At 45.4% G+C, this 22684-nt stretch carries 22 protein-coding genes and 2 rRNA genes; 10 read left to right on the top strand and 14 right to left on the bottom strand.

Annotated elements, in window-relative coordinates:
• Nucleotides 1-21: 21 nt before the first annotated feature.
• Nucleotides 22-807 carry a tRNA (cytosine(32)/uridine(32)-2'-O)-methyltransferase TrmJ gene (trmJ, locus tag ABD744_RS01305; protein ID WP_344794650.1) on the bottom strand — a complete coding sequence of 262 codons (786 nt, stop codon included), beginning with the start codon at nucleotides 805-807 and terminating at the stop codon, nucleotides 22-24.
• Nucleotides 808-1083: 276 nt separating this feature from the next.
• Here trmJ and ABD744_RS01300 point away from each other — a divergent pair, with 276 nt between their 5' ends.
• The gene (locus ABD744_RS01300; protein ID WP_344794648.1) at nucleotides 1084-1833 is read left to right on the top strand and encodes an inositol monophosphatase family protein; all 750 of its coding nucleotides are present in this window, start codon (nucleotides 1084-1086) and stop codon (nucleotides 1831-1833) included.
• Nucleotides 1834-1907: 74 nt separating this feature from the next.
• Here the strand turns inward: ABD744_RS01300 and ABD744_RS01295 are convergent, their stop codons facing one another.
• From ABD744_RS01295 to ABD744_RS01270, 6 genes are all read right to left on the bottom strand, one after another.
• Nucleotides 1908-3278 (bottom strand): sensor histidine kinase, encoded by a 1371-nt coding sequence (locus tag ABD744_RS01295; protein WP_344794646.1) that lies wholly within the window; start codon nucleotides 3276-3278, stop codon nucleotides 1908-1910.
• The gene (locus ABD744_RS01290) at nucleotides 3265-3948 is read right to left on the bottom strand and encodes a response regulator transcription factor (RefSeq protein ID WP_344794644.1); all 684 of its coding nucleotides are present in this window, start codon (nucleotides 3946-3948) and stop codon (nucleotides 3265-3267) included. The genes ABD744_RS01295 and ABD744_RS01290 overlap by 14 nt, the downstream gene beginning before the upstream one ends.
• Nucleotides 3949-4011: 63 nt before the next feature.
• Nucleotides 4012-4581: a PepSY domain-containing protein gene (locus ABD744_RS01285; RefSeq protein ID WP_344794642.1), complete on the bottom strand. Its 570-nt coding sequence runs from the start codon at nucleotides 4579-4581 to the stop codon at nucleotides 4012-4014.
• A 356-nt stretch (nucleotides 4582-4937) separates the two neighbouring features.
• A complete protein-coding gene (locus ABD744_RS01280; RefSeq protein ID WP_344794640.1) occupies nucleotides 4938-5768 on the bottom strand; it encodes an SDR family NAD(P)-dependent oxidoreductase in 831 nt (276 codons plus the stop codon).
• Between the two features lie 125 nt (nucleotides 5769-5893).
• Nucleotides 5894-6832: an alpha/beta fold hydrolase gene (locus tag ABD744_RS01275; protein ID WP_344794638.1), complete on the bottom strand. Its 939-nt coding sequence runs from the start codon at nucleotides 6830-6832 to the stop codon at nucleotides 5894-5896.
• A gap of 85 nt (nucleotides 6833-6917) precedes the next feature.
• Nucleotides 6918-8453, bottom strand: coding sequence for a flavin-containing monooxygenase (locus ABD744_RS01270; RefSeq protein WP_344794636.1), 1536 nt, complete (start codon nucleotides 8451-8453; stop codon nucleotides 6918-6920).
• A gap of 149 nt (nucleotides 8454-8602) precedes the next feature.
• Between ABD744_RS01270 and ABD744_RS01265 the strand changes: the two genes are divergently transcribed.
• The 4 genes from ABD744_RS01265 (at nucleotide 8603) to ABD744_RS01250 (ending at nucleotide 13465) form a co-directional block, all read left to right on the top strand.
• Entirely contained in the window at nucleotides 8603-9622 is a 1020-nt protein-coding gene (locus tag ABD744_RS01265; RefSeq protein ID WP_344794634.1) for an AraC family transcriptional regulator, read from the top strand.
• A gap of 223 nt (nucleotides 9623-9845) precedes the next feature.
• Nucleotides 9846-10691, top strand: a complete 846-nt coding sequence (locus tag ABD744_RS01260; RefSeq protein ID WP_344794632.1) for an esterase/lipase family protein — start codon at nucleotides 9846-9848, stop codon at nucleotides 10689-10691.
• A 74-nt stretch (nucleotides 10692-10765) separates the two neighbouring features.
• On the top strand, nucleotides 10766-11896 hold the full coding sequence (locus ABD744_RS01255) for a lipase secretion chaperone (protein ID WP_344794630.1): 1131 nt from the start codon (nucleotides 10766-10768) through the stop codon (nucleotides 11894-11896).
• Between the two features lie 156 nt (nucleotides 11897-12052).
• Nucleotides 12053-13465, top strand: a complete 1413-nt coding sequence (locus ABD744_RS01250; protein ID WP_344794628.1) for a sensor histidine kinase — start codon at nucleotides 12053-12055, stop codon at nucleotides 13463-13465.
• Nucleotides 13466-13473: 8 nt separating this feature from the next.
• On the opposite strand, the gene ABD744_RS01245 is transcribed toward ABD744_RS01250, so the two are convergent.
• Nucleotides 13474-14211 (bottom strand): response regulator, encoded by a 738-nt coding sequence (locus ABD744_RS01245; protein WP_344794626.1) that lies wholly within the window; start codon nucleotides 14209-14211, stop codon nucleotides 13474-13476.
• Between the two features lie 131 nt (nucleotides 14212-14342).
• Here ABD744_RS01245 and ABD744_RS01240 point away from each other — a divergent pair, with 131 nt between their 5' ends.
• Nucleotides 14343-14747, top strand: coding sequence for a YkvA family protein (locus tag ABD744_RS01240; protein WP_344794625.1), 405 nt, complete (start codon nucleotides 14343-14345; stop codon nucleotides 14745-14747).
• Between the two features lie 67 nt (nucleotides 14748-14814).
• Nucleotides 14815-15465: a carbonate dehydratase gene (gene can / locus ABD744_RS01235; RefSeq protein WP_344794623.1), complete on the top strand. Its 651-nt coding sequence runs from the start codon at nucleotides 14815-14817 to the stop codon at nucleotides 15463-15465.
• A gap of 58 nt (nucleotides 15466-15523) precedes the next feature.
• Here can and ABD744_RS01230 read toward each other — a convergent pair whose 3' ends face one another.
• The 3 genes from ABD744_RS01230 to ABD744_RS01220 form a co-directional block, all read right to left on the bottom strand.
• Entirely contained in the window at nucleotides 15524-16264 is a 741-nt protein-coding gene (locus ABD744_RS01230) for a hypothetical protein (protein WP_344794621.1), read from the bottom strand.
• Entirely contained in the window at nucleotides 16261-16872 is a 612-nt protein-coding gene (locus ABD744_RS01225) for a sigma-70 family RNA polymerase sigma factor (RefSeq protein WP_344794619.1), read from the bottom strand. The genes ABD744_RS01230 and ABD744_RS01225 overlap by 4 nt, the downstream gene beginning before the upstream one ends.
• 81 nt (nucleotides 16873-16953) lie before the next feature.
• Nucleotides 16954-18789, bottom strand: coding sequence for a vWA domain-containing protein (locus tag ABD744_RS01220; RefSeq protein WP_344794617.1), 1836 nt, complete (start codon nucleotides 18787-18789; stop codon nucleotides 16954-16956).
• 197 nt (nucleotides 18790-18986) lie between these two features.
• Here ABD744_RS01220 and ABD744_RS01215 point away from each other — a divergent pair, with 197 nt between their 5' ends.
• The 3 genes from ABD744_RS01215 to ABD744_RS01205 all read left to right on the top strand — a co-directional run bounded on the left by ABD744_RS01215 (nucleotide 18987) and on the right by ABD744_RS01205 (nucleotide 21846).
• Nucleotides 18987-19892: an alpha/beta hydrolase gene (locus ABD744_RS01215; protein ID WP_344794615.1), complete on the top strand. Its 906-nt coding sequence runs from the start codon at nucleotides 18987-18989 to the stop codon at nucleotides 19890-19892.
• Nucleotides 19893-20192: 300 nt separating this feature from the next.
• On the top strand, nucleotides 20193-20918 hold the full coding sequence (locus tag ABD744_RS01210) for an ABC transporter substrate-binding protein (protein WP_344794613.1): 726 nt from the start codon (nucleotides 20193-20195) through the stop codon (nucleotides 20916-20918).
• A gap of 40 nt (nucleotides 20919-20958) precedes the next feature.
• Nucleotides 20959-21846 carry a Dyp-type peroxidase gene (locus ABD744_RS01205; RefSeq protein WP_344794611.1) on the top strand — a complete coding sequence of 296 codons (888 nt, stop codon included), beginning with the start codon at nucleotides 20959-20961 and terminating at the stop codon, nucleotides 21844-21846.
• Nucleotides 21847-21867: 21 nt separating this feature from the next.
• Here ABD744_RS01205 and ABD744_RS01200 read toward each other — a convergent pair whose 3' ends face one another.
• From ABD744_RS01200 to rrf (ABD744_RS01190), 3 genes are all read right to left on the bottom strand, one after another.
• Nucleotides 21868-22143, bottom strand: coding sequence for a hypothetical protein (locus tag ABD744_RS01200; protein ID WP_344794609.1), 276 nt, complete (start codon nucleotides 22141-22143; stop codon nucleotides 21868-21870).
• Between the two features lie 224 nt (nucleotides 22144-22367).
• Nucleotides 22368-22483: ribosomal RNA gene (gene rrf, locus ABD744_RS01195) — 5S ribosomal RNA — on the bottom strand.
• A gap of 114 nt (nucleotides 22484-22597) precedes the next feature.
• Nucleotides 22598-22684, bottom strand: a 5S ribosomal RNA gene (gene rrf, locus ABD744_RS01190); the annotation flags it as partial.

Genomic DNA, 22684 nt, shown 5'->3' with positions numbered 1-22684 from the left:
AGCACCAACGCTTCGATAACACTACCGACCCAGTTTTTTAGTGATAGAAGAAAGAATACCCCTAAATACATTCACTTCAACCTTATCCGGCATAGCGCGATTAAATAACCGTCTCATCCGGGTCATGATGTATCTTGGGTTCTCAGGGTCCAAGAATTCAGAAGTCACCATTACTTGCTCCAGATGATCTATCAGACCATCCAACTCTTTACTGGAAGCAAGTTCCCTATCCCACTCAACCCCCCAGAGCTGTTCATCGCCACTTACCTGCAGCTCAATGGCCATTCGCATTTCATAACAAATCACCTGTATCGCCGCTCCGATATTCAGCGAACTGTAATCCGGATTCGTCGGAATATGTACATGAAAATTGCATTTCGCCAACTCTTCGTTAGTCAATCCCCGGTCTTCACGACCAAATATTATTGCAACTTTTTGTCGTTTTGATGTCAGTACGGATTGTTCCGCGCATTGTCTTGGGTTTAATAGTGGCCAAGGAATACTTCTCGATCGGGCACTGGTGCCAATCACCAACCCGCAATCCTCAATAGCCTCTTCAAGTGAAGGCACGATCTGAGCAGATTCGAGTACGTCGGTTGCCCCGGACGAACGCGCAATGGCTTCATCATCAATCGGTCGCTTAGGTTCAACCAACACCAACTCCGACAATCCCATGGTTTTCATTGCACGGGCAGCAGCACCTATGTTTCCAGGATGGGTAGTATTAACCATCACAATGCGAATATTACTCAGCATCTGAAACCCAACCGATGCATCTTCTGATTGTGCTTTATCCTGAAATTCCATAAACCTCTGGCAACCTTTTCAAATTCATCAACTGCCGTGGTGGTAATCACACGGCCGAAGGACAAGTGTAACAAAAAGCCCGCTGGCTAAGCCAACGTTCGATACCCCTTCATATTGAAAGCACTTTCATCCCCAATCATCATTAAATATAAATACACTCTAGCAAGTTGAATTCTTTCTGTTATACTTCGCCGAAATTTTGAGCAAAGTTGTATATTTTTTAAACATTGCTCCGCTCTTTTAAAAGTTCTGTTAACCGACCAGGTGAATACGTTTATGCATCCGTACCTGAATACTGCGTTGCGCGCTGCGCGCCGTGCTGCTGAATCCCTTGTATCAAGCCAAGACCGTCTTGATTCAGAAATCCGCGAAGGGAAACCTCTTCCTACCATTCTGCCGAATTACTTACGACATGCAGAACAACAGATTATTCGTCTATTATCCAAAAGCTACCCAGAGCACTATGTTGTGGGCCAGTTTGAAGCCATCGGTGACAGTTCCGCTCAAGCACGTTGGGAAATCCAAGTGCTCGACACACACTCCAATTACATTCGTCAAATTCCTGCATTTGCATTGGCATTAACCTATTATTTCCGCGATAAAGCAGAACATGCAGTCATCATTAATCCGGCGACTCAAGAAGAGTTCACTGCATCGAAAGGACGAGGCGCTCAAAGCAATGACCGCCGTATCCGCTTTTCAGATAACTTCTCAGCCACAGGCAAAGTATTGAGCGGTAACTGGCTATCAAGCGGTAACTTTGAAACGGCACAAAAGTTGACCAACTCTGGCTACAGCCTTTGCGATCAAGACAGTCCGCTACTGGCCATTGCTTACGCAGCCGCTGGTAAAACCGATGGCGCAATTGTGAAAGGTGCTAAAACCAAACTGGAAGCAGCATTATTAATCGCCCAGGAAGCCGGAGCACTAGTTGGTGACAGCACAGGCGCACCAAAGGCAGTGAATGATGTATTCATTGCAAGCCCACGGGTATTTAAACAAGTGGTTCAGACGCTGAAAGCGTAACCCATTTGAACGATCACTTGGCATTTACGGATGAATGCCAAGTGATGGCTATCCGGTTATATTTCGATCCGGCTTTATTTCGATCCGGTTGGTCGTGGCAAACGAATTACAACTTTTAAACCCGGCTCATTATCGAGCATTTTGATCTTCATACCGTGCAACTTCAAAATGGCCTTAACAACGGGTAACCCCAAGCCATAACCCGGCGTTGTCCGACTTGAATCCAGTCTCGATAAACGTTGAAACGCTTTAGTCATTTCTTCTTCAGCAATCCCTACGCCGTTATCCGCAATAATCAATGCTTTCTCGGTCAGCTCAACCAATACAGATGCGTTTTCGCCCGAGTACTTCACAGCATTATCCAGCAAGTTATATATCACCCGAAACAATAAACTGGGATCGCCTTGCACATAGACGGGTGAAGCATTTACCGTAATGGTTTGGCGATTTTCATCGGCCAAAGGTTCGATCAGCTCGACCGCATCTGACACCAGCGCCTGTAAATCCACCGGATGATCACCCGCATTCATTAAACCGTGTTCAAGTTTGGTCAATTCCAGCATGGACTTAAACGTCAAGATGATACGGTCCAGCTCTTCTAATACATCCGCCAACGCATCGGCTTTGACAGTCTCAGTCTCTTGAGACACCAAATGTTCCAACCTGAGACGCAATCGACTCAGTGGGGTGCGTAAATCATGAGCAATGGCATCGGTGGTTCCCCGTACCGTTTCGAAGTTGTCTTCCAGCTGGCCCAGCATTCGATTAATGTGCATGGCCATTTGATCAAATTCATCACCGGACTTGCCGATTGAGATTCTTGCAGTGAGATCACCATCCTCTACTTTGCGCGCAATTTGATTCACGGCGCTCACTTTCCTGATCAGCTTCCGTGAAAACCACCAGCCACTTAATGTACCAATCACCAAGGTAATTAATAATGCACCTAAGCTGGTTTGCCAGAACAGTTTAATCCACCGATCCAACTGCTGCCGGTTTTGAGCTATCAACACACGACCATTGTAAGCAGGCAGCGTACAACCGGAGAGAATTTCAATGTCGTCGTAACGGGCTTGATAGACAGGAAACCTGGAAATCTCCGGACACATTGCTATGCCAACGGGCACAGAAGACAAGCGACCCACAACATCAACCGGAGCGTCGTCGGCTTGAAACGTCAAACTGAGGCTTTCAGACAACTGAAATTCAGGCCCGAACTGCAATTGATATTCGGTTTGGCTGAGCTGTTTGGTCAATAATTGGTGCTGAGCCAAAACCTCATAAAAGTTTCTGTCTTGGGCACGAACCACTTGCCCGACACTGAAGTAATAAAGCACCAGCAAAACCAGAGAAACCAGCACGGTCGATAATGCGGTGTATATCAGCGTTAACCGCCAAATGGAACTCTTGCGAAACATCAGCCCTAGTGAACTATTGAGAGACAAGCCGATACCCCACCCCTCTGACCGTCGTGATTTCAACCAAAGCATTGGCCTCGGTCAGTTTTTTCCTTAATCGGGCCACATGAACGTCAATCACATTGGTTTGCGGATCAAACTGGTAGTCCCAAACCGCTTCAAACAACATGGTACGGGACACCACTTGTTCCTGATGCTCTAACAAGTATCTTAAAAGCTTGAACTCTTTTGGTTGAATCTCAATTTCCTGATCCGCAATGGTCAGCGTATGCGCGAGCATATCCAACGTCAGGTTTTTAAGCTGAATTCGGGTTTCCTGAGCACCGGCGACAATGGGCTGACTCCGTCGCCCCAAAATTTCGACTCGGGCCAACAACTCAGCCAATGCAAAGGGCTTAACCAAGTAGTCATCGCCTCCTTGTTTGAGACCTTTAACTCGCTCATCAACACTGTCCAGTGCACTCAAAATCAACACAGGAACCCTGTGACCTCCGGATCTGAGCGTCGCCAAAACCGTCAGCCCGTCCAGCTTAGGCAACATTCGATCCAGCACGATCAAGTCAAAATTTAACTCCAGTGCCTTAAATAAACCATCCTGACCATCCGCCGCTGTTTCAACGGTATAACCTTGCTCGGTCAGCGCTTGCTGCAAAAAATCGCGCGTGGTTTTATCATCTTCAACAATCAGGACTTTCACATGAGACCTTTAAAGTGTAAGTGACCGGCATCACAGATACCGACCATGAGTTGTACCCTGCATTTAATCGTGATCCATGACAGGAATCGTTTCACCGGTCAGAGCATCCACAATGACTTTTTGACGGCGGCCTTCGTTGGTTAAGATTTTTACTTTGTAGTAACTGACGCCTTTACTCTGTTTAAACTCGGCTTCTTTCACGATTCCCGGGTAATCTTGCTTAATTTTGATCAGCTGGTCTTCCAGTGAAAAATGGTTTTCCGCCATGGCTCTCAGCGCAGCCAATTTATCCTCATCAAAGCGATTGAAACCTAACAATTTAAGGTTTTCAGTTTCATCAAGAAACACCTCACCACTGGTTGGATTGACGTACACTTCATAGACCTTTTCGTTGGCCAGATCCGCCACTTCTACTTCGTAGATCAATTGGTTGTGTTTTTCATCCAGTTCAACTTCAAGAATTTGCCCCTGGTACTCTTTCGCCACCTTTTCCAACGCCTGCTCAACGCTGAACTTAGTGCGTTTCAATTGCAGTAACTCAGCGGCATCATCGTCCGCTAGTACCTGAGCACTTCCAAACGTCAGCGCACTTGCTGTAATGGCAGAAGCAATAAAAGTATTGAATTTTTTCATAATCGTTTCCCCAAGTAACCGGCCTCTTCAGTGGTAACTCATGTCAAAGGCCATCAATAAAAGATAGGGCCAGTGTATAACCCATGGCTTAAACTCAAGGTGAAGACAATATTAAATAAATTTAATGATTGAGCATACAGCGAACTACCTGATTGCCTTCCCAACGCTGAACACAATATCAAGCTCGGGGTAGAATATCAGACTCGGGATAAAAATCAGATCGAATCATTTACCCGCATAAAAGGAAAATGAATAAAGACGAGATAAAAAAACTCCGCCATCAGGCGGAGGAAAGAACTCAACGAAAGGTTTCTATCAAGCAAATCGTCGAATCAGAGATAGGTTAACGATTGTGATTACTCACAACGATTAAAAAATGCCTTTTTCGCAAACAGTTGGGTCAAAGATTGATACCTGGACCCGAGTAAGCGATATAAAAAATGTATTGCATGAGCGTCCGGCCCGACCATAATTCGGGATTTATTCGCCTTAACCCCCTTTAAAATGATATCGGCGGCCTTCGATGGTTTAGTCATCGCCAATTTATCAAAACTGGTATCCACAAAACTTCGATTTTCATTCGGCCCCAACCGGGCGTTGCGTGCGATATCGGTTTGTATACCTCCCGGATGAACGCAACTCACGTTGACCGGTATATTCTCCAGAGCCAACTCTTGCCTTAATGCTTCGGTATAACCACGCACCGCAAATTTGGCAGCATTATAAGTTCCTTGTTTAGGCACACTGATCATGCCAAAAACGCTGGAGATATTAATAATATGGCCTTCTCCCGAAGCAATTAATTTAGGTAAAAAAGCCTGTGTTCCATACACCACACCCCAGAAATCAATGTTCATCAGCCATTCAAAGTCTTTCATATCCACTTCTAACAGCTTGACCGATAACGCTACCCCCGCGTTATTAAAGATCAGATTAACCTGGCCAAAATCCTCTTCAACCTGATCTGCGTGCTGATACACCGCATCTTTATCCGCCACATCCAACGTATAACACCGAACATCTACCACGCTGGTTTCGCACATTTTTCGGGTTTGTTCTAAACCCACTTCATTTAAATCTGAGATAGCTAAATGGCATCCTTGCTCTGCCAACTTCACCGCCAACGCCCGTCCAATACCTGAACCTGCGCCAGTAATCACAGCAACCTTGCCCGACAGATCTTTCATTTCTCTTCTCCTGAGGGTGAGTTAAGTATTACAAACGAAACGACTTAACCCCTCCTACGAAAGTTGTATTTTCAAAGTGATTTAAAATGAGGGGCTTTCCATCCCCCTGAGAGCACGCCACGCACTTAAGAGTTCTCCATGATGAACTTTGAGATGTCTTCAGCCGAGCGCATCGGTATTTCAATCATGGGCGCGTGACCAATATCCTGATAAATCAGCTTGGTTGAGTTTGGAACAAGCTCATTGAATAAATCCGCATTTTTATAATTGATCACCTTATCTTCCTTCCCCCACATAACTAGGGTAGGCGCTTTAATGCGCGTAAGAGCTTGCTTAAAGTTGTACTTATGATCGCCTTTAATTTGCTCAAAGATTTGATCGTTCAGCGCTTTCTTTGCCATAGAGCGTTCGGCAACTACCTCAGTAATGGGCCATGGAACGAAAGGCACATCGACCATTGCAAAATCCATCAAGGTATAAATGTCCGATGGCTTTTTCACCACCAAAGGGTTTTCACCACGCTCTAAATAATCTTCAAGCACACTGCGGTGATCAAACACCCCGGCAGGATTGACCAAGGAAACCGTTAGAACGCGTTCAGGATAGGTCGCTGCAAACAACGAAGACACAGCGCCCCCCATCGAATTACCGGCTAGGTGTACGTTCGATATCTTTTTGGCATCCAGAAACCGGGATAAGTACAACACCTGATCATCAATGTCATAGCTCAACTTAGGGTCTTGAGTGCTCTCTCCATGCCCCAATAAATCGACCGCGATCACGTGATATTGATCAGTAAGGTTCGCCGCAAAGCGCATCCAGTTTTCCTTGTTCGCGGCAAAGCCATGAATCAATACCAAAGACGGTTGCCCTTCCACTTTTGGCCCTTCCAGATAAGCAAAACGGAGGTCACCAACCATCGCCACGCCCGGCGTTAATTTGGCTTTGTTCTGTTCCATTGCCATCGCCATATCGTAGAGTTCGTATTTATATTTCGACCCCAAACCGTATGCGCCGACCAACACAAGCAGCACAACAGACAATACCACCAACAACTTCTTCATTTACTTTTCCTTTCTTCAACCTGAAGTTTTAATTTCAGTGCACTTCACTCAGCACTAAGCACTCAATACTAGGCACTCAGCAATATCACTCCGCGCACGCCACGTTCGAAGGCGCTACGACTTGTTCGTTCGTTAATTGCTTTGCAGCAGAACGCCAAACGTAATGGTCGCTCGTCACTGAACGTGTTTTGAGTCGATACTGCCAGGTCGCGCCAGGCCACATCGTGAAGTTTTTCCCTCCATCCTGTAAGTACCAGCTCACACAACCCGAAGCCCAAACAGAACCCTTCAGGTTTTCCTGAACCCACTGGTTAAACGCTGACTGAGCGTCTTCTTTGACCTCAAGTAAATCCACCTTCCGTCGCTTCATTTCCTTCAGACACTCGATGATGTAATGGACCTGAGATTCAATCATAAATATCACCGAGTTATGGCCTAGCCCGGTGTTTGGCCCTACTAACTGAAACATGTTCGGAAAACCGGCAACGGTGGTTCCCAGGTATGACTCAGCACCCTCTTTCCAAACATCCAATAACTTGACGCCTGACTTTCCTCGAATAGTAAAGTCGGCCATGTATTTTCTCGGATCTGCATGAAAACCGGTGCCAAGAATAATCGCGTCCACCTCCCGCTGTTTACCATCCGCAGTCACAATACCATTCTCTGTCACAGACTGGATTCCATCTGTCACCAGCTCAACATTGGAGCGATTAAACGTCGGATAGTACTGATTGGAAATAAGAATGCGCTTACAACCGATGGTGTAATCTGGCGTCAGCTTTTTCCTTAATTCGGGGTCTTTGATCGACTTCTTAATATGCAGCTTAGCCGCACCGGAAACCACTTTAGCAACTTTAGGGTTCTTCATTGGCAACAAACGGGATTCGTTAATCCAATACAGCATTGACCGGTACAGTTTTCTTACCGGCGGCAGCGTCCTGAATAACCACTTTTCTATTTCGGTGTAACTGCGCTCATTTCTTGGCATGACCCAAGCCGGAGTGCGCTGATATACATAGAGCTCATCCACAACTTTTGCGACTTCAGGTACGTATTGAATGGCGGAACCGCCCGTACCAATTGATGCAATTTTCTTACCTCGAAATGAAAAAGAATGGTCCCACTCTGCGGAATGAAACACCTTACCTTTAAATGAGTCCAGCCCAGGTATCTTCGGCTTGGCTGGCACATGCAATGGGCCTGTCCCCATCACAAAACTGCGAGCGATCAGTTGTTCGCCTTGAATATCTGAAATCGTCCAAAGCCCCTGATCTTCATTAAACTCAGCGGACTGAACTTCATACTCGAATTTGATAAATTGTCTTAAGTTATACTTTTCAACACACTCAAGAATGTATTGCTTAATCTCTTCCCAACCCGAAAAAACTTTTGACCACTCCGGGTTTCCTTCAAACGAAAAAGAATACAAGTGTGATTGAACATCGCAGGCACAACCTGGGTATGTGTTTTCTCGCCAAGTGCCTCCCACCTCCTGCTTCTTCTCAAGTAACACAAAAGAGTCAAAACCCGCTTCCAGCAATTTAATTGCCATGCAAATACCTGAAAACCCAGTGCCTATGATGGCAATATCAAGTACTTCCTGCCCTGATGATTTCTTCACGATAGCCGCTCCCAATTTCGTATTTCAATAATTATTATTTTTTCAGTACAAACACTCACAACATGAGTAATTGCTCAAAAGTATAGATTGTCTTACTCTTGAAAAGACAGGCTACCAACTAACCAAAACTTGATAATTCCGGCCAACCAATGACCACACGCTCCGTTCTAGGATTAATCTATACCGTTCACGCTATCAATAATATGGGGATAGAAACCGCCGACATCCTCACAAAGTATGGTTTTTCGTTGCAGAATCTGGACCCCTTTGCGCAAATAGATCGAGCTCAGGAACTGCAGATTTTACTTGAAATCGTTCAGCAATTAGATGACGTGTCTGCCGGTTTACAACTGGGTACCCGGTTTGGAATCGCAGGTTACGGCCCGTTTTCACTGATGTTAATGACCAGCCCAACGGCATACGATGCCTGTAAACTTGGCATTCAATATCAAGCGCTGGCTTACCTCTATGGCACCATGGAGCTCGACTTGACTCCGGGCACAACCGGGTTAAGCCTTTACCCCGCAAACCTGCCCGAGAGTATTAGAACGTTTTTGATTGATCGTGATCTGGCAGGCACCTACCAGTTATTAAAAGACATTATGATCAACCAGGATGATAACTTCTCCTTAGATGAAGTCTGGATTCCCCACCCCAAACCAACAACGGCTAAACCCTACGAAGAACTCTTTCAATGCCCGGTGAAATTTGACCAACCCCATGGAAAGTTAGTCATCAGTAATATCGAACTGTCTCATGCTTTCCCGCAGTCCAATGCGCTCGCCTGCAAACTTTATCAGGCTCAGTGCGATCAACTCATCGAAGCAAGGGCCGCTCAGATTTCAGGTCTCACAGGCAAAGTGAGCCAGTATCTGAATTTATTTGAATACCGTTTTCCAAAAACTTCCGATGTCGCCACACTGTTTTCAATTTCCGAAAGAAGCTTACGTAGGCAACTCGTCAAAGAATCCACCAGCTACCAAACAATACTCAACTCCGTTCGCTATCATAGAGCGAGGAAATTACTCACAAATTCCAAATTACCCATTGAGACCATCGCGGACAAGCTGGGCTATTCAGAGCCCTCTGCTTTCAATCATGCCTTCACCAAGTGGTCGGGAACTTCTCCCAGGGATTACCGAAAACACCCTACCTACCCATCAGAATAGGCTACCCGTTTGGGTGATTATTTTCGTTATTTTCATTCTTATACTGGTTTCAGTGCATCGTAATTGAAGGGCAATTCAAACGATTCACAACGGTGTTTTCAAACCGTCTCGCAATAACAACAAGAATTGAGGAAAACACGTCACTATCGCTGCACTGACAGTTGCAGCGACTCTGTCTGCTTCTGCAGCACACGCAGGCTATACAGAAACAAAATACCCAATCGTGTTAGTACACGGCATCACAGGTTTCGACGATGTTGGAGGGTTAATTGATTACTTCTACACCATCCCCTATAACCTGGAACGCAGCGGTGCTACCGTTTACGCCGCCAGTGTATCCGCGTTTGAAGACAGTAAAGTTCGGGGTCAGCAGCTGGCCTCGCAAATTGTGCCTTGGGCCGATAGCAACGGCGGTAAGGTGAACCTGATTGCTCATAGCCAAGGGGCGCCGACCTCTCGTGTCGCTCTGACTTATCAACCCTCCCGCGTTGCTTCCATCACATCGGTGGACGGTGTCAATAAAGGTTCAAAGGTGGCTGATGTAATTCGTAAAGTAATCCCGGCAGACGGTCTTGTGGAAGGCGGAGCAGAAGTTATTGCAAACGCCTTCGGTCAAGTCGTCAACTGGCTGTCAGGAGCGGATAATCAACAGGACGCCATTGCTGCGCTATGGACACTCACCACACCCGGAACCAACGAGTTAAACCAGACTCACGGCTGGGGGGTTAATACTTCAAACTATTGTGGTGAAGGCTCTGAAACTGTATCGGTCAACGATCATTCAGTGAAACTCTATTCTTGGAGTGGTAACACTGCATTCACCAATGTGCTGGACATTTTAGACCCGTTTCAGGTAACTACCTCACTGGCATTCATCGGCCAAGACGTAACCCAAAGCGATGGTTTAGTGGATATTTGCTCTTCTAAAATGGGCAAAGATCTGGGCACGCACTACGACATGAACCACGTTGACTCCATTAACCATACATTAGGTATTCACTCGTTGTGGCATGATCCGGTTGGGCAATACCGGGCACAAGCCAACCGATTGAAGAACCTCGGCCTGTAAGCTCATTCACTGAACAATAATAACAATAAGCGTCAACGCCTCCATGGGTTGACGCCTTGGTTAAAAGATTGCCTATGAACAAGTCAACTTATACGCTCTTAATACCTTTATTGACGGTCACGCTGATCGTCTTAGCCACTCTGGGTTATTGGGTTAGCCACCCAACAACTGACTCTCTGGAATTCTCTGCGCAAACAGCCCCAATCACAGAGCTGACACAACAGACAAGCAGCGAACCTGAAACACCCAAACAAACATTGGAACGACTCAACATTCGGGAAATACAAGCGTCTGCCGAAGACTACTACCAACCAGACAGCAAAACCGTTCGACCTGAGTTTGCAGAAATGGCCCCTTCATTAATCGGTACGGACATCGACGGTCAATTAGCTACTGACTCAGAAGGCAATTTGATCATCGAACTGGACGTTCGTGATACCTTCGATTATTTTCTCAACACCATTGGTCAGGTGCCGCCTGAAGTAGCCATTGCAGAACTCCGGGCCTTTATCGACGGCAAGGTCGCTCCACCAGCCAATGAACAAGCCATGGGGTTGCTTGAAGACTATCTGGAATACAAAGCCGCTGCGCTTACTGTCATGAGTCAACCCATGATTCCCGCTCAGGAACAAACTCGTGAATACCAATTCCAGGTGCTTGCGTCCAGCTTGACGCAACTCCAATCCCTGCAAGAGCAGTATCTTTCCGCCGAAGTTAATGATGCGTTTTTTGGGATTGAAAACAGCTACGCCGATTACACCGTGCAAACCATGGCAATCCAGTTGGACAACTCTTTAAGCAGCGAACAAAAAGCACAGCAAATTATGATGCTAAATGAGCAGTTACCCGAAGAACTTTCCAGAAGTAGCCAACACTTAAAAAAAGAACGCACAATTGCGCAAACTACAACCAGTTTAGCCACCGCCGATAACAGGGACGCGTATTTAGCGCACATAGAGGCTAATTATCCGTCAGAAAAAGTTGCGGGCATCATGGCCGACTATGATCAATCACAACAGCGAAATACCCGTTATCAGAATTACCGAGAAGAACTTGAAACCCTGACACATGAAGGCATGCAAGTCTCTGAGATCAAAGCGATTGAAGCAAGCTTACGGCAGCAGTACTTCTCAGAACATGAACAACTCATTGCAGCCAGTGAAGACGACCGGTTACGGAGAGAGCAACAGTCTGAAAAGCTTTAAAACCTTAAAGCGCTCCACCCCGACCTACGATCAGCAAGGTCGCCTCTTTGACCGGCCACAACAATGTGGCCGGTTTTTTTGTATACTTACATCTGCTTTTGCTTTTCATACTCAAGTAATCATTACAAATAAAATAACAACAATAAGAACCACGTTATGATCCAAACCAGCCACGCAATTTCAGGTCAACAAGACAAGCTCACCGCACAACTGATCGAAGGTTTTAGCAACTTAAAGTTCTCTTCGGAACTGGAACCTGATTTTCAATGCTATCAAGGCATGCTGATCAAGCGTCGATTGCCTATGGTCGCTGTCTTCAGTCTGTTTTTACTGGTGATGTACGCTCTAGTCGATTTTCTTTTTCTACCCGATAACGTTTGGCAATTTACCATTTCAATTCGATTAGGCATGTTAATTCCTGTCGTACTGCTTGCCTTAATCATGATCCGGTGGATGCAGCGCTGGAAAACCATTGTACTGACCACCTGCTCCAGCTACCTTTGGATGGGATTTGGAATCATTGCCATTATTGCTGGTGCCCAACTAGAGGGCTACGATCTGCCTTATGACGGTCTTTATTCCGTACTTTTATTTGGTTTCTTTTTATTAGGGCTGCCATTTCGTCAAGCCATTACTTCCTCTTGGGGACTGTGGTTATTATATGGCGTAGTTGAAGTGTTGATTGGCCACACCGAAGACCTGCTTTCACAATTATTCTTCATTGCATCCATGGGCATTATCGGAACGGTAGGCTGCTACCTGCAAGAACATACACTGAGAACAGGCTACCTGAAACACCAACTCGTTAAGTTAAGCCGACAGCAAGCCATCAATGACACTCAAGCCAAAACCCAGTTTTTGGCCGCAGCCGGACACGACTTAAGACAACCCATCAACGCCATTAACTTAATCACAGATGCGTTGTTACACGCCAACGATAAAAGCAACCAAAGTATGTTAACCGAACGACTGTCGACTTCTGTGGACATGTTGAATCGCTTATTGGACTCTTTACTGGAATACAGCCGGTTAGAAATGGGAGCCGTTACCCCCTATGAAGAAACGGTCTCCATTGATGCTTTGATGACAGACCTCTGCCAAACCGTTCAACCGCAGTTGACCAACGCCAACATCACTCTTGAAACGCACATCAACTCACATGCTTACATCACCACCGACTCGTTGCTGTTCGAGCGTGTTGTTTCCAACTTAATCAATAATGTCATTCGACATTCGAAAGCAAGTTGTCTCACGGTGTATTGCCAGCTCAGCCCACAACCGACTAATAATTGCAGCGGCAAGTTAACCGTCATCATTCAGGACAACGGTCAGGGAATTGCCGAAGAACACCTTTCGATGATATTTGATGAGTATTATCAGGTTGTTCCAAACAGAGAGGAAGGCATGGGTTTAGGCCTCAGTATCGTTCAGCAATTAACAGCATTGCTAAACATTAACCTACGGGTGAACTCAGAACCGAATAAAGGCAGTTCCTTCTGCCTTGAATTTCAGCAAATACCCATTTTAGACACAGACATAAAACCTCCGGAAAGAGCAGAGCATGTATAATTCAGCTTCTAAATCAGGATATTCAATCGCCGGGCGACTGAAACGCATTCGGTTCGATTATGCACATCCAGTGCCAAGAAAATAGCTTTCAGGTGAAATTTCACGGTGGCTTCGGTCAGTTCTAACCGACGACAAATCTGTTTATTCGACAGCCCTTCTCCAAGCAACACCAACACCTCAGCCTGCCGCTGAGTGATGCGATACTGCCTGGCAACACTGACCCGAATTTGATTCATCAAATTCAGGTCATCTTCATTCGAGGCAGCCAACGCCACCGGTGCTGACAACACCCCGCCTTCGGAGACTTTTTTAATTGCTTCACGAATTTCATCCCCAGTGGCGGACTTATTCAGAAAGCCCTTAGCGCCCCGATTCATGGCCAACCGTTTATCTTCCGGCAAATCCGATCCGGATAAAATGATGACCGGCACGTTAGGACATAACGTTTCCAGCTGGCTCATAATACTAAAGCCATCTTCCACCGGAAGAGTGAGATCCAACAAAATCAAGTCCAGCGAAACTTCATGGACGACGGCTTCGGCTTCAATCAAACACGTCGCTTGATAAACCTGCTCAATGGAGTCCATTAAGGATAAAGTAATGCCAAGACCATCCAAATAAATTTGATGATCATCAATCAAAAGCACGTTCAACGCTTTATGACAATTAAGGTTAATTGGTAATAGATCCGCCTGCGAGTCTCCTGCTTTGGAAACTGCTCGTCCCTGGTCAGAGTTGAAAGTCATCTTGTCCACCCGATTTTTATTGTTATATTCGAGGTACTATTATTGAGGTATGATTGTACAATGTTTGAGCAACACAACTTTGTGACACCCGTCTAAGTTGGCGATTAAAACAGTTTCAAAGGTATCAGTAAATGTCTTCTGTCGAAATCCCCGAATCATTACGAGATCAGCCGCTTACACTCAAGCAAAAACTCTGGCGCAAACTGGGGAGCCAGGCCAAACGAGCAGGCCAGGAGTTAGTAGAAACCAGCCTAAAGCTGTATTTTTCTGCCCGGGATGAACGTACCCCTGCTTGGGCTCGTGCCGTTATTTACGCCTCCATTGCCTATTTCATTGTTCCCATTGACGGCATCCCTGATTTGCTACCGACAGGCTACAGCGACGATTTAGCTACCCTGTTAGCCGCTCTTGCGACGGTCAGTGCTCATATTAAAACCGAGCATAAAACCAAAGCCCATGACAAATTGGTCAAATGGTTCCCTCAATTGGATACCCCTAACTCAGGCAAAAAAACAGCCAAGCCAAAAGAATCTTAATTCACATTTGTGTTCCAAAATCAGATAACCGATAATCCGGCAAATATTCCAGATCCGGGAGTCCTGCATGTCACAGCTGAAAGATTTACTGAACAAAAACCAACAATGGGCAGCGTCCATTAAAGAGCAAGATCCGGATTTCTTTGATCGACTCAAACAGCAACAATCCCCTGAATATTTGTGGATAGGCTGTTCTGATAGCCGAGTACCGGCAAACCAAATCGTAGGTATGCTCCCAGGCGATTTATTTGTCCATCGAAACGTAGCAAACATGGTGGTGCATACCGACTTAAACTGCCTGTCCGTGATGCAATACGCAGTGGACGTTTTGAAAGTGAAGCACATCATTGTCACCGGACATTATGGTTGCGGCGGGGTTCGAGCCTCTCTGGAAGGACAGCGCAACGGTCTGATTGATAACTGGTTACGACACATTCAAGACGTATACCGTAAACATCAACGTCGCTTTAATGAAGTCAAAGGCATGGACAACCAGTGTGACCGACTGTGTGAAGTGAATGTGATTGAACAGGTCATGAACGTGGTCAGTACCAGCGTAGTTCAGGAAGCCTGGGACAGACAACAACCCATCACAGTACATGGCTGGATTTATGGTATCGATAACGGGCTGGTCAATGACCTCGGTATTTCGATCAACAATCTGAAAGATGCTGACAAGATCTATGATCAAGCCCTGATCAACGTCCTTGGCGAATAAAGGCTGAACAGCGACACCTAAACCATGGCATCCAAGGAATACGAAAAGCACGGCACCGTTACTTTTCGTATGCATTAACCTTAGGTAGCAACGCCTGTATTGATTCAGGAATCTCAACCAATGGATGCGCTTCACGGAATTTCGTCAGCGCCTCTCTTGCCTCTGAATCCCTGCCTTCTTCAAGCAACCTCTCAATTTCTGTTAACCACTCAACCGGACTCCTATGACGCTCAAGCTTTGGCGCTTTCATTTCAGTCCTCATTTCAGCAGCCATTGGCTGTGGGCTGGATAAAGCCGAGCGTTCACGCTTTGAACGTTCAAGTCTGAGCTCTTCTTTTCGTAACGTTTCTCGCTCTAAAACCTGCTTGTTTTGAATGATAGCCGGCTCGCTCAGGTCATCCATCGCCATTTCAGGCTCAGAAATTAAATCGTGTTCAGCTTCAAAGTCTCTCAAGTCGCTCATAGATTGGGCCGGTTTCATCATACTGGCCGGAGGAAGCGGCGAATGCATCTGCACCTCGGGGAAGGTTTCGACCGTCATCCCGTCTTTTTGATAAAGATCTATGGTTAAAGTACTTGCGATGACCACAACGGCAGCAGCAGACACCGGCCATTGCCAGCTACGCCCTAGCCGCTTAGAACGTTGCTTATCCAACTCATCTATATTCGCTGCCTGAGTGTGCTGTTTTGCTTGTTCCAATATTCGCTGATCAAGGCTCTCAGGGGGTTGTTCAACAGCGTGCAGGCGATATAGAGCGGACACATCAAACGTTTCTTTAGGGGGCTGCTTTTCACTCATTGTTGATCGCCTTTGTTGGTTGAGTCAGCTGCACTGACCGAATCCCAAAAACGCTGTAAGCAGGTTTGCAACTGAGTTTTGGCATAACGTAACCGGCTCTTGGCTGCTTCCGAAGAAATATTAATCACTTCAGCCATCACTTTTACTGTCATCCCAGCCTCCTCGTTCAATAAAAACACCTCTTGTTGAGCTTGAGGGAGTTGCCCTATGCAGCGTTTCAATTGCTCGGCCATTTGCCACTGCTCATTACTTTGATCCGGCTCAGAAAGTCCTGATTGCGCCTTACTCTCTATCCCCGAATGCTCTTCTTCATCCCATTGTTCGACAGGCTTGAGCACTCGCAGGTGATCAATAATCAGATTGTGTGCTATTCGATACGCCCATGTTGTCCACTTGGCACTCGCCTGATAGTGCTGAGATGATTTAATCACCCGGCTCCACAGTTCTTGATACAAGTCCTGAGCGACCAATACATCATTCAATTGACGACAAAAATAACGATAAAGACTATCTTTATGACGACCATACAAAACTTCAAACGCTTTGTGATCTCCCTGCGCGTAAAGCCTCATCAGTTCTTCATCCGTTAATGAGTGTCTGTTTTTCAATGAACATTCCTTGTTAAGTTTCAATCAAGCCAGACTCAGATCAGTCATCTTCGCCCAGGCTTGAAAGATTTTACTGTGAAACTAATTGGTCAGTGCATCGGCCATTCTGACCAACTGCACAAACTCATTACGATAACCAAACGGATCTTGTCCCTTACTGCTTTGAGCATAATCGATCATATCCTGATAACTGAAATCAGCAAGATATTTACCACCCTGCAACTTTTGACCAAACCCGGCCACGATCGATGCGAATTTAAAGTCAGAAGATGCGGCACTGAAGTCAGAATAAACCTTTTCGGCCTGTATTGGGTATTCCATTAACTGGCTTTTTGACCCTTCCGGTTGCTTATAGCGTAGCTTTAAATACCCCAGCTCGCCCAATGCCACGGACTGACCTGCTGCCGGCGTTTTCTGTTGATACCTTAGCGGATCAACTTTCAGAGCATCACTGCCTTGCAGAGTCAATTCGTACAGCGCTGTAACCGTATGACCCGCTCCTATTTCTCCTGCATCAACTTTATCATTGTTAAAGTCTTCACGAGCAAGCATTCTGTTTTCATAGCCAATCAAACGATATTCAGCCACCACCCCAGGATTAAATTCAATTTGAATTTTCACGTCTTTGGCAATGGTCATTAAGGTAGAAGAAAGCTCATCAACCAGCACTTTTCTAGCTTCATTAAGCCCGTCAATATAGGCATAATTACCATTACCGACGTCTGCCAGCTGCTCCATCAGGTGATCGTTGTAATTCCCCGTGCCAAAACCCAGAGTCGTTAACGAGATGCCTTTTTCCCGCTTTTGCTCAATCAACGTTTTTAGCGCGTCCACACTGCTGGTTCCGACATTAAAATCGCCATCCGTCGCTAAAATCACCCGATTAATGCCTTCTTTAATAAAGGCTTGTTCTGCCATTGAATACGCCAATTCAATTCCCGCCTCACCATTGGTGGAGCCGCCCGCTTGAAGCTGTTGCAAAGCGCGCTCAATCTGATGGGTGTTGTTCCCACTGGTAGGCTCTAACACCACGCCAGAGGCGCCAGCGTAAACCACAATAGAAACCTTATCAGTCTCTTTCAATTGCTTAGATAACAAGGTAAGCGACTTCTTTAATAAGGGCAGTTTATCGGACGCATTCATTGAACCTGAAACATCCAATAAAAAGACCAAATTGGCCGATGGACGTTCTGCAACTTCCGGCTGATAGCCTTTTAATCCCACTCTGAGAAGAACTTGCTGTGAAGACCACGGAGATTTCGCTAATTCGGTATTCACACTGAATGGCGCTTGTTGATAATCCGGCTGAGGATATTGGTAATCAAAATAGTTCACCATCTCCTCAATTCTAACTGCATCTTTTGGGGGTAAGGCACCTTGATTAAGCATGCGTCGAACATTACTGTAACTCCCGCTGTCAACATCAATACTGAACGTAGATACCGGATCAGTGACCACTTGCTTCACAGGGTTTACTTCAATTGCTGCATACTTCTCCCGATCGTCTTCCTGAAAATACCCCGGATTATAATCATCCATAGGTGGCAAAACTGCAGGCATGACTGGTGACATTTGATACGTTGTCGAGTGAACAACTTGACCCATCGCAGACGCAGGCGCGATAGACTCAGCCATCATTCTCACATCCTTTTTCTGAGACCTTTGTTGTCCTGACTTAGACTCACGCTCAACAAGAGCAACTTCCTCATGATGACGGATTTCAGATGCCACAAGTTGTTCTTTTTTAGCTGAGCTGCTGTCAGCTTCAACCGTTTGATCATTCTGGGTTGCACACCCGGAGAGGCTGTTTAAGCCAACCAGCACAGCCAGTGACAATGTTGTGCGAGCGAAAAGCCTGCGAGCAAAAACACTACGAGGGGAAATAGCCTGTGGGAAAATAGTTTGCTGAAAAGTCATGCTCAGCGCTCCTTCTTGGTTTTTTGAATATATGAATGTTGTCAATCGTTAACTCTATAAACGAAGCAAAAACCAAAAAGGGTTAAAAATTCTATAATTTTTTTAATGACGTCATTAATAATTGATACTGGCTGATAATCAACCAAACAAGTACACTGCTAAAAAAGCACATTTCGCGACCTAGGCAAGGAACTCTCATGGCAAGCTTAAGAGCACAAGTGATCAAGAAAACACTTCGTTCCAGCATAAAACCCTTGCTTAGCCCCAACACCTCCATCACCACTCAAAGACGACTGACGGATTTTGGCTTACAACTCAACATACTGCCTTTCGGTACTGAAATATCAGAAACCGAACTGGATGGTATACCAACTGAATGGGTTTCCAATAAACATACATTAGACTGTGATAATGTGATTCTTTACCTACATGGCGGAGCCTACAATATTGGCTCACCAAAATCACATCGAAACGTAACCGCACATTTGGCCAGAGCGACTGGCAGCATGGTGCTTGCCATTGATTATCGCTTAGCCCCGGAACACCCATGCCCCGCTGGTCTGAGTGACGTCATTAAAGTTTATCGTTGGCTGTTGGCTCATGACCACAACCCCAAAAACCTGGCGATTGCGGGCGACTCAGCCGGAGGAGGCTTAACCGTCGCATCGGTATTAGAAATGAAAGAAGAAAACTTGCCGCTGCCTGCCGTACTTGGCGTAATATCGCCTTGGGTTGATTTAACTATGTCTGGAGAGTCAGTGAGGTCCAATGCCGCTATTGACCCTATGATTCGAAAAGACTGGCTGGAAGCGATGATCAATAATTACGCGACAGACCTCGCGCCTTCTTCTCCGTTATGCTCACCGATTAATGGCGACTTGACCGGCTTGCCGCCTCTGCTCATTCAGGTTGGTTCGGATGAAATTCTGTTAGACGATGCGATCCGTTTAGCGCAAAGAGCGGAATCATACGGCGTCTCAGTGGAGTTAGACATCTGGGAAAGTATGTGGCACGTTTGGCATTTCCAGGCAGGTCTCATACCCGAGGCCGACCAAGCAATACAAGACCTTGCAAACCACTTGCTGAACCACTTACCAGCTTAGTACTGAATCCGCAGTGAAGAATTCATCATTTTCTCACTCCAGTCACTTATTATTCAATGAAAGAAACCTTTCAGACACTTCACGACCTGAATTCACAAACTCGACTTTAATCCACTACGACTAAACAAACCTGTTCTATAATCTTGTGACACATCTACCTGTACGTTTTTGAGTATTTCAAACAAAACAATGCTTCAGTCAAAGTCACAATTTAAGCCGACCAAAAAAGTTTTTAACATTACTCTGGTATTCGCACTTTTCTTCTCGAGTACTTTGCTCCACGCATCCGATGTACTCACAATGAAGGTGCATAAATCTCTGGAAACATCCGGTTTTATCAAGCAGATTTTTCCGCAAATCGAAAAGTCCATTCACTCAAAAATTAACTACAGTACTGTCACCTCCAAAAGCAAACTCAAACGTCGAGCAATCGGCAAGGTGGATTTATTATTAATTAACGACCCAAAACAAGAAAAAACACTGGTTCGGCAAGGCTGGGCCATAGGTCGTTTCCCCATCATGACCTCAGATTACCTGTTTGTCGGCCCGAGTGATGATCCAGCCAAAATCAAAGATGCCAGAAATTTATCGGATTTGTTCATTCGTCTAGTATCCAAAAAGTCACCATTCCTATCTTTAGGGGACCAGTCCAGCATTCATCAAAAAGAGCAATCTTTATGGCACGCCCATGCCTTACTGCCAAAAGGAGCAAAGTGGTATATAGAAACCAAAACCTCAATGAAAGCCACCTTAAAGAAAGCCGATAAATTACAAGGCTATACCTTAGTTGACCGCGCAACCTGGCTCGCCAACAAAAACAAACTCAAGCTCGTTGAGTTAAGGTCAGGGGATAAAACCCTCACAAGCCTCTATTCAATCGTTCTAAGAAACTCGGACAGACAACTGGTTAATGTTACGGGTTCAAGTAACTTCTTGGACTGGTTTTCTTCTGAGCAGGGCATACAAGCCATTAATAATTTCAAAATTAACAAAGAAACTGTTTTTAAACCCGTCGAGAATAAATAGAATTTAAGCTTCAATCTCAGACTGAACATAAAGGAATTCCATGGCAACCGCTCAAACGGCAATATTTTCAGATCAATCAAAGCACTTCTATTTCCTAGAGTACACCTTGAATGAGGCTCATACTGCTGAACAGCTAGGCCATGCATTGGCTTCGGTTTACGCACCTAAAAATTCCGTTTTTCAGTTGATCGCTTTTGGTCCTAAATTAGCAGACCGGATGTTTCCGCAAGCAACCCCTGAGCAACTTCACGAAATGAAGGCTTTGAAGGGCCCGGTTTATTCAATGCCATCCCATCAAGGAGATCTTTTATTCTGGCTACACGGCAATGATGTTAGCGATATATATGACCAAGTGCTTTGCATTCAAGAATCCTTAAAAGAAATTGCCGAAGTTCAACTTGATCAAGCCGGCTTTACATACCATGACAATAAAGACCTTATAGGCTTTGAGGATGGCACTGCAAACCCCAAAGAAGACGCTCGTCACCCAGTCGCCTTAATCAATGAAGGGCCCTACCAGGGAGGCTCAATTGTATTCAGTCAAAAATGGCAGCACGACCTTCAGAGCTTTCTTTCTCTTCCTTTAGAACAACAGGAAAAAATCGTTGGCCGAACAAAAGTTGAGAACGAAGAGTTAACAGGTGATGCCATGCCGAAAGACTCTCATGTCAGCAGAACGGATGTTAAAGTGGATGGTGAAGCGATGAAAATTTATCGCCGAAGTGCCCCTTACGGCAATGCAAAGGAAAAAGGCCTAATGTTCTTATGCTTTGCATGCGACCAAAAGAGAATTCAAGTTCAGCTGGAAAGAATGACAGGAACTACCGAAGATAAATTGTCCGACCATTTAATGAAATATTCAACTCCGGTAAGTGGCAGTTACTGGTACGCGCCACCCGTGGAGGAATTAGAGCGACTGATCAAGTAACAGCCGTTAATAACTAAGAGCCTAAAGACCAAACTTAGCTTCAGGCTCTTTCCCCTTAGCTCTTAACTCTAGATCCCTATAGTGCTCAATGGCCTTGATCAGTTTTGCATGATCATCCGTAGCCTGACCGGAATTTAAATAGTGCTCAAGAGCCTGATATACATGCTCTAGTTCGATGAAGCGGTAGTTAAGACTTAATAAGCTCTTACCTAAGAAGTGATCATCTCCTCCCTGCTCTCTGAGCCTGATTGCCTCATCCAAAGCAATTGCCATTTCTTCTTTGGTTGGTGTTCCCATACATTCACTGCCTTAAAAATACTAATACTGTATTTAATAACCTAGGGTGAATATACAAATTTTCAAGTTACTATTGAGAAAAGAATCACTAAAGTCGAAACATGGACAGCGCTAATATTATGGGTTTGAACATATATGGATTAGAGAATATATGGATTAGAAAATAGAATTTTAAGTATAGAAACGAAAAAGCCCCATCAAACGATGAGGCTTTCTGATAAGAAGCTTAACGATGACCTACTCTCACATGGGGAGACCCCACACTACCATCGGCGCGGACTGGTTTCACTTCTGAGTTCGGAATGGGATCAGGTGGTTCACAGTCGCTATGGTCGTTAAGCATAAACCGTTTTGCTGAACTGATTAAAAATCAACACAGCTGAAATTAAATCTAAAATAAAAAGCCTCAACCATTTGGTTGAGGCTTTTTTGTGCTCCTAAGAGCGAATAAGGCGCTTGACGATGACCTACTCTCACATGGGGAGACCCCACACTACCATCGGCGCGGACCGGTTTCACTTCTGAGTTCGGAATGGGATCA

It is taken from the genome of Litoribacillus peritrichatus, assembly GCF_039537985.1.
In the GTDB taxonomy this organism is placed as follows: Bacteria; Pseudomonadota; Gammaproteobacteria; order Pseudomonadales; family Litoribrevibacteraceae; genus Litoribacillus; species Litoribacillus peritrichatus.
The sequence above is the reverse complement of the archived record's forward strand: the minus strand, read 5'-3'. Positions and strand labels throughout refer to the sequence as shown.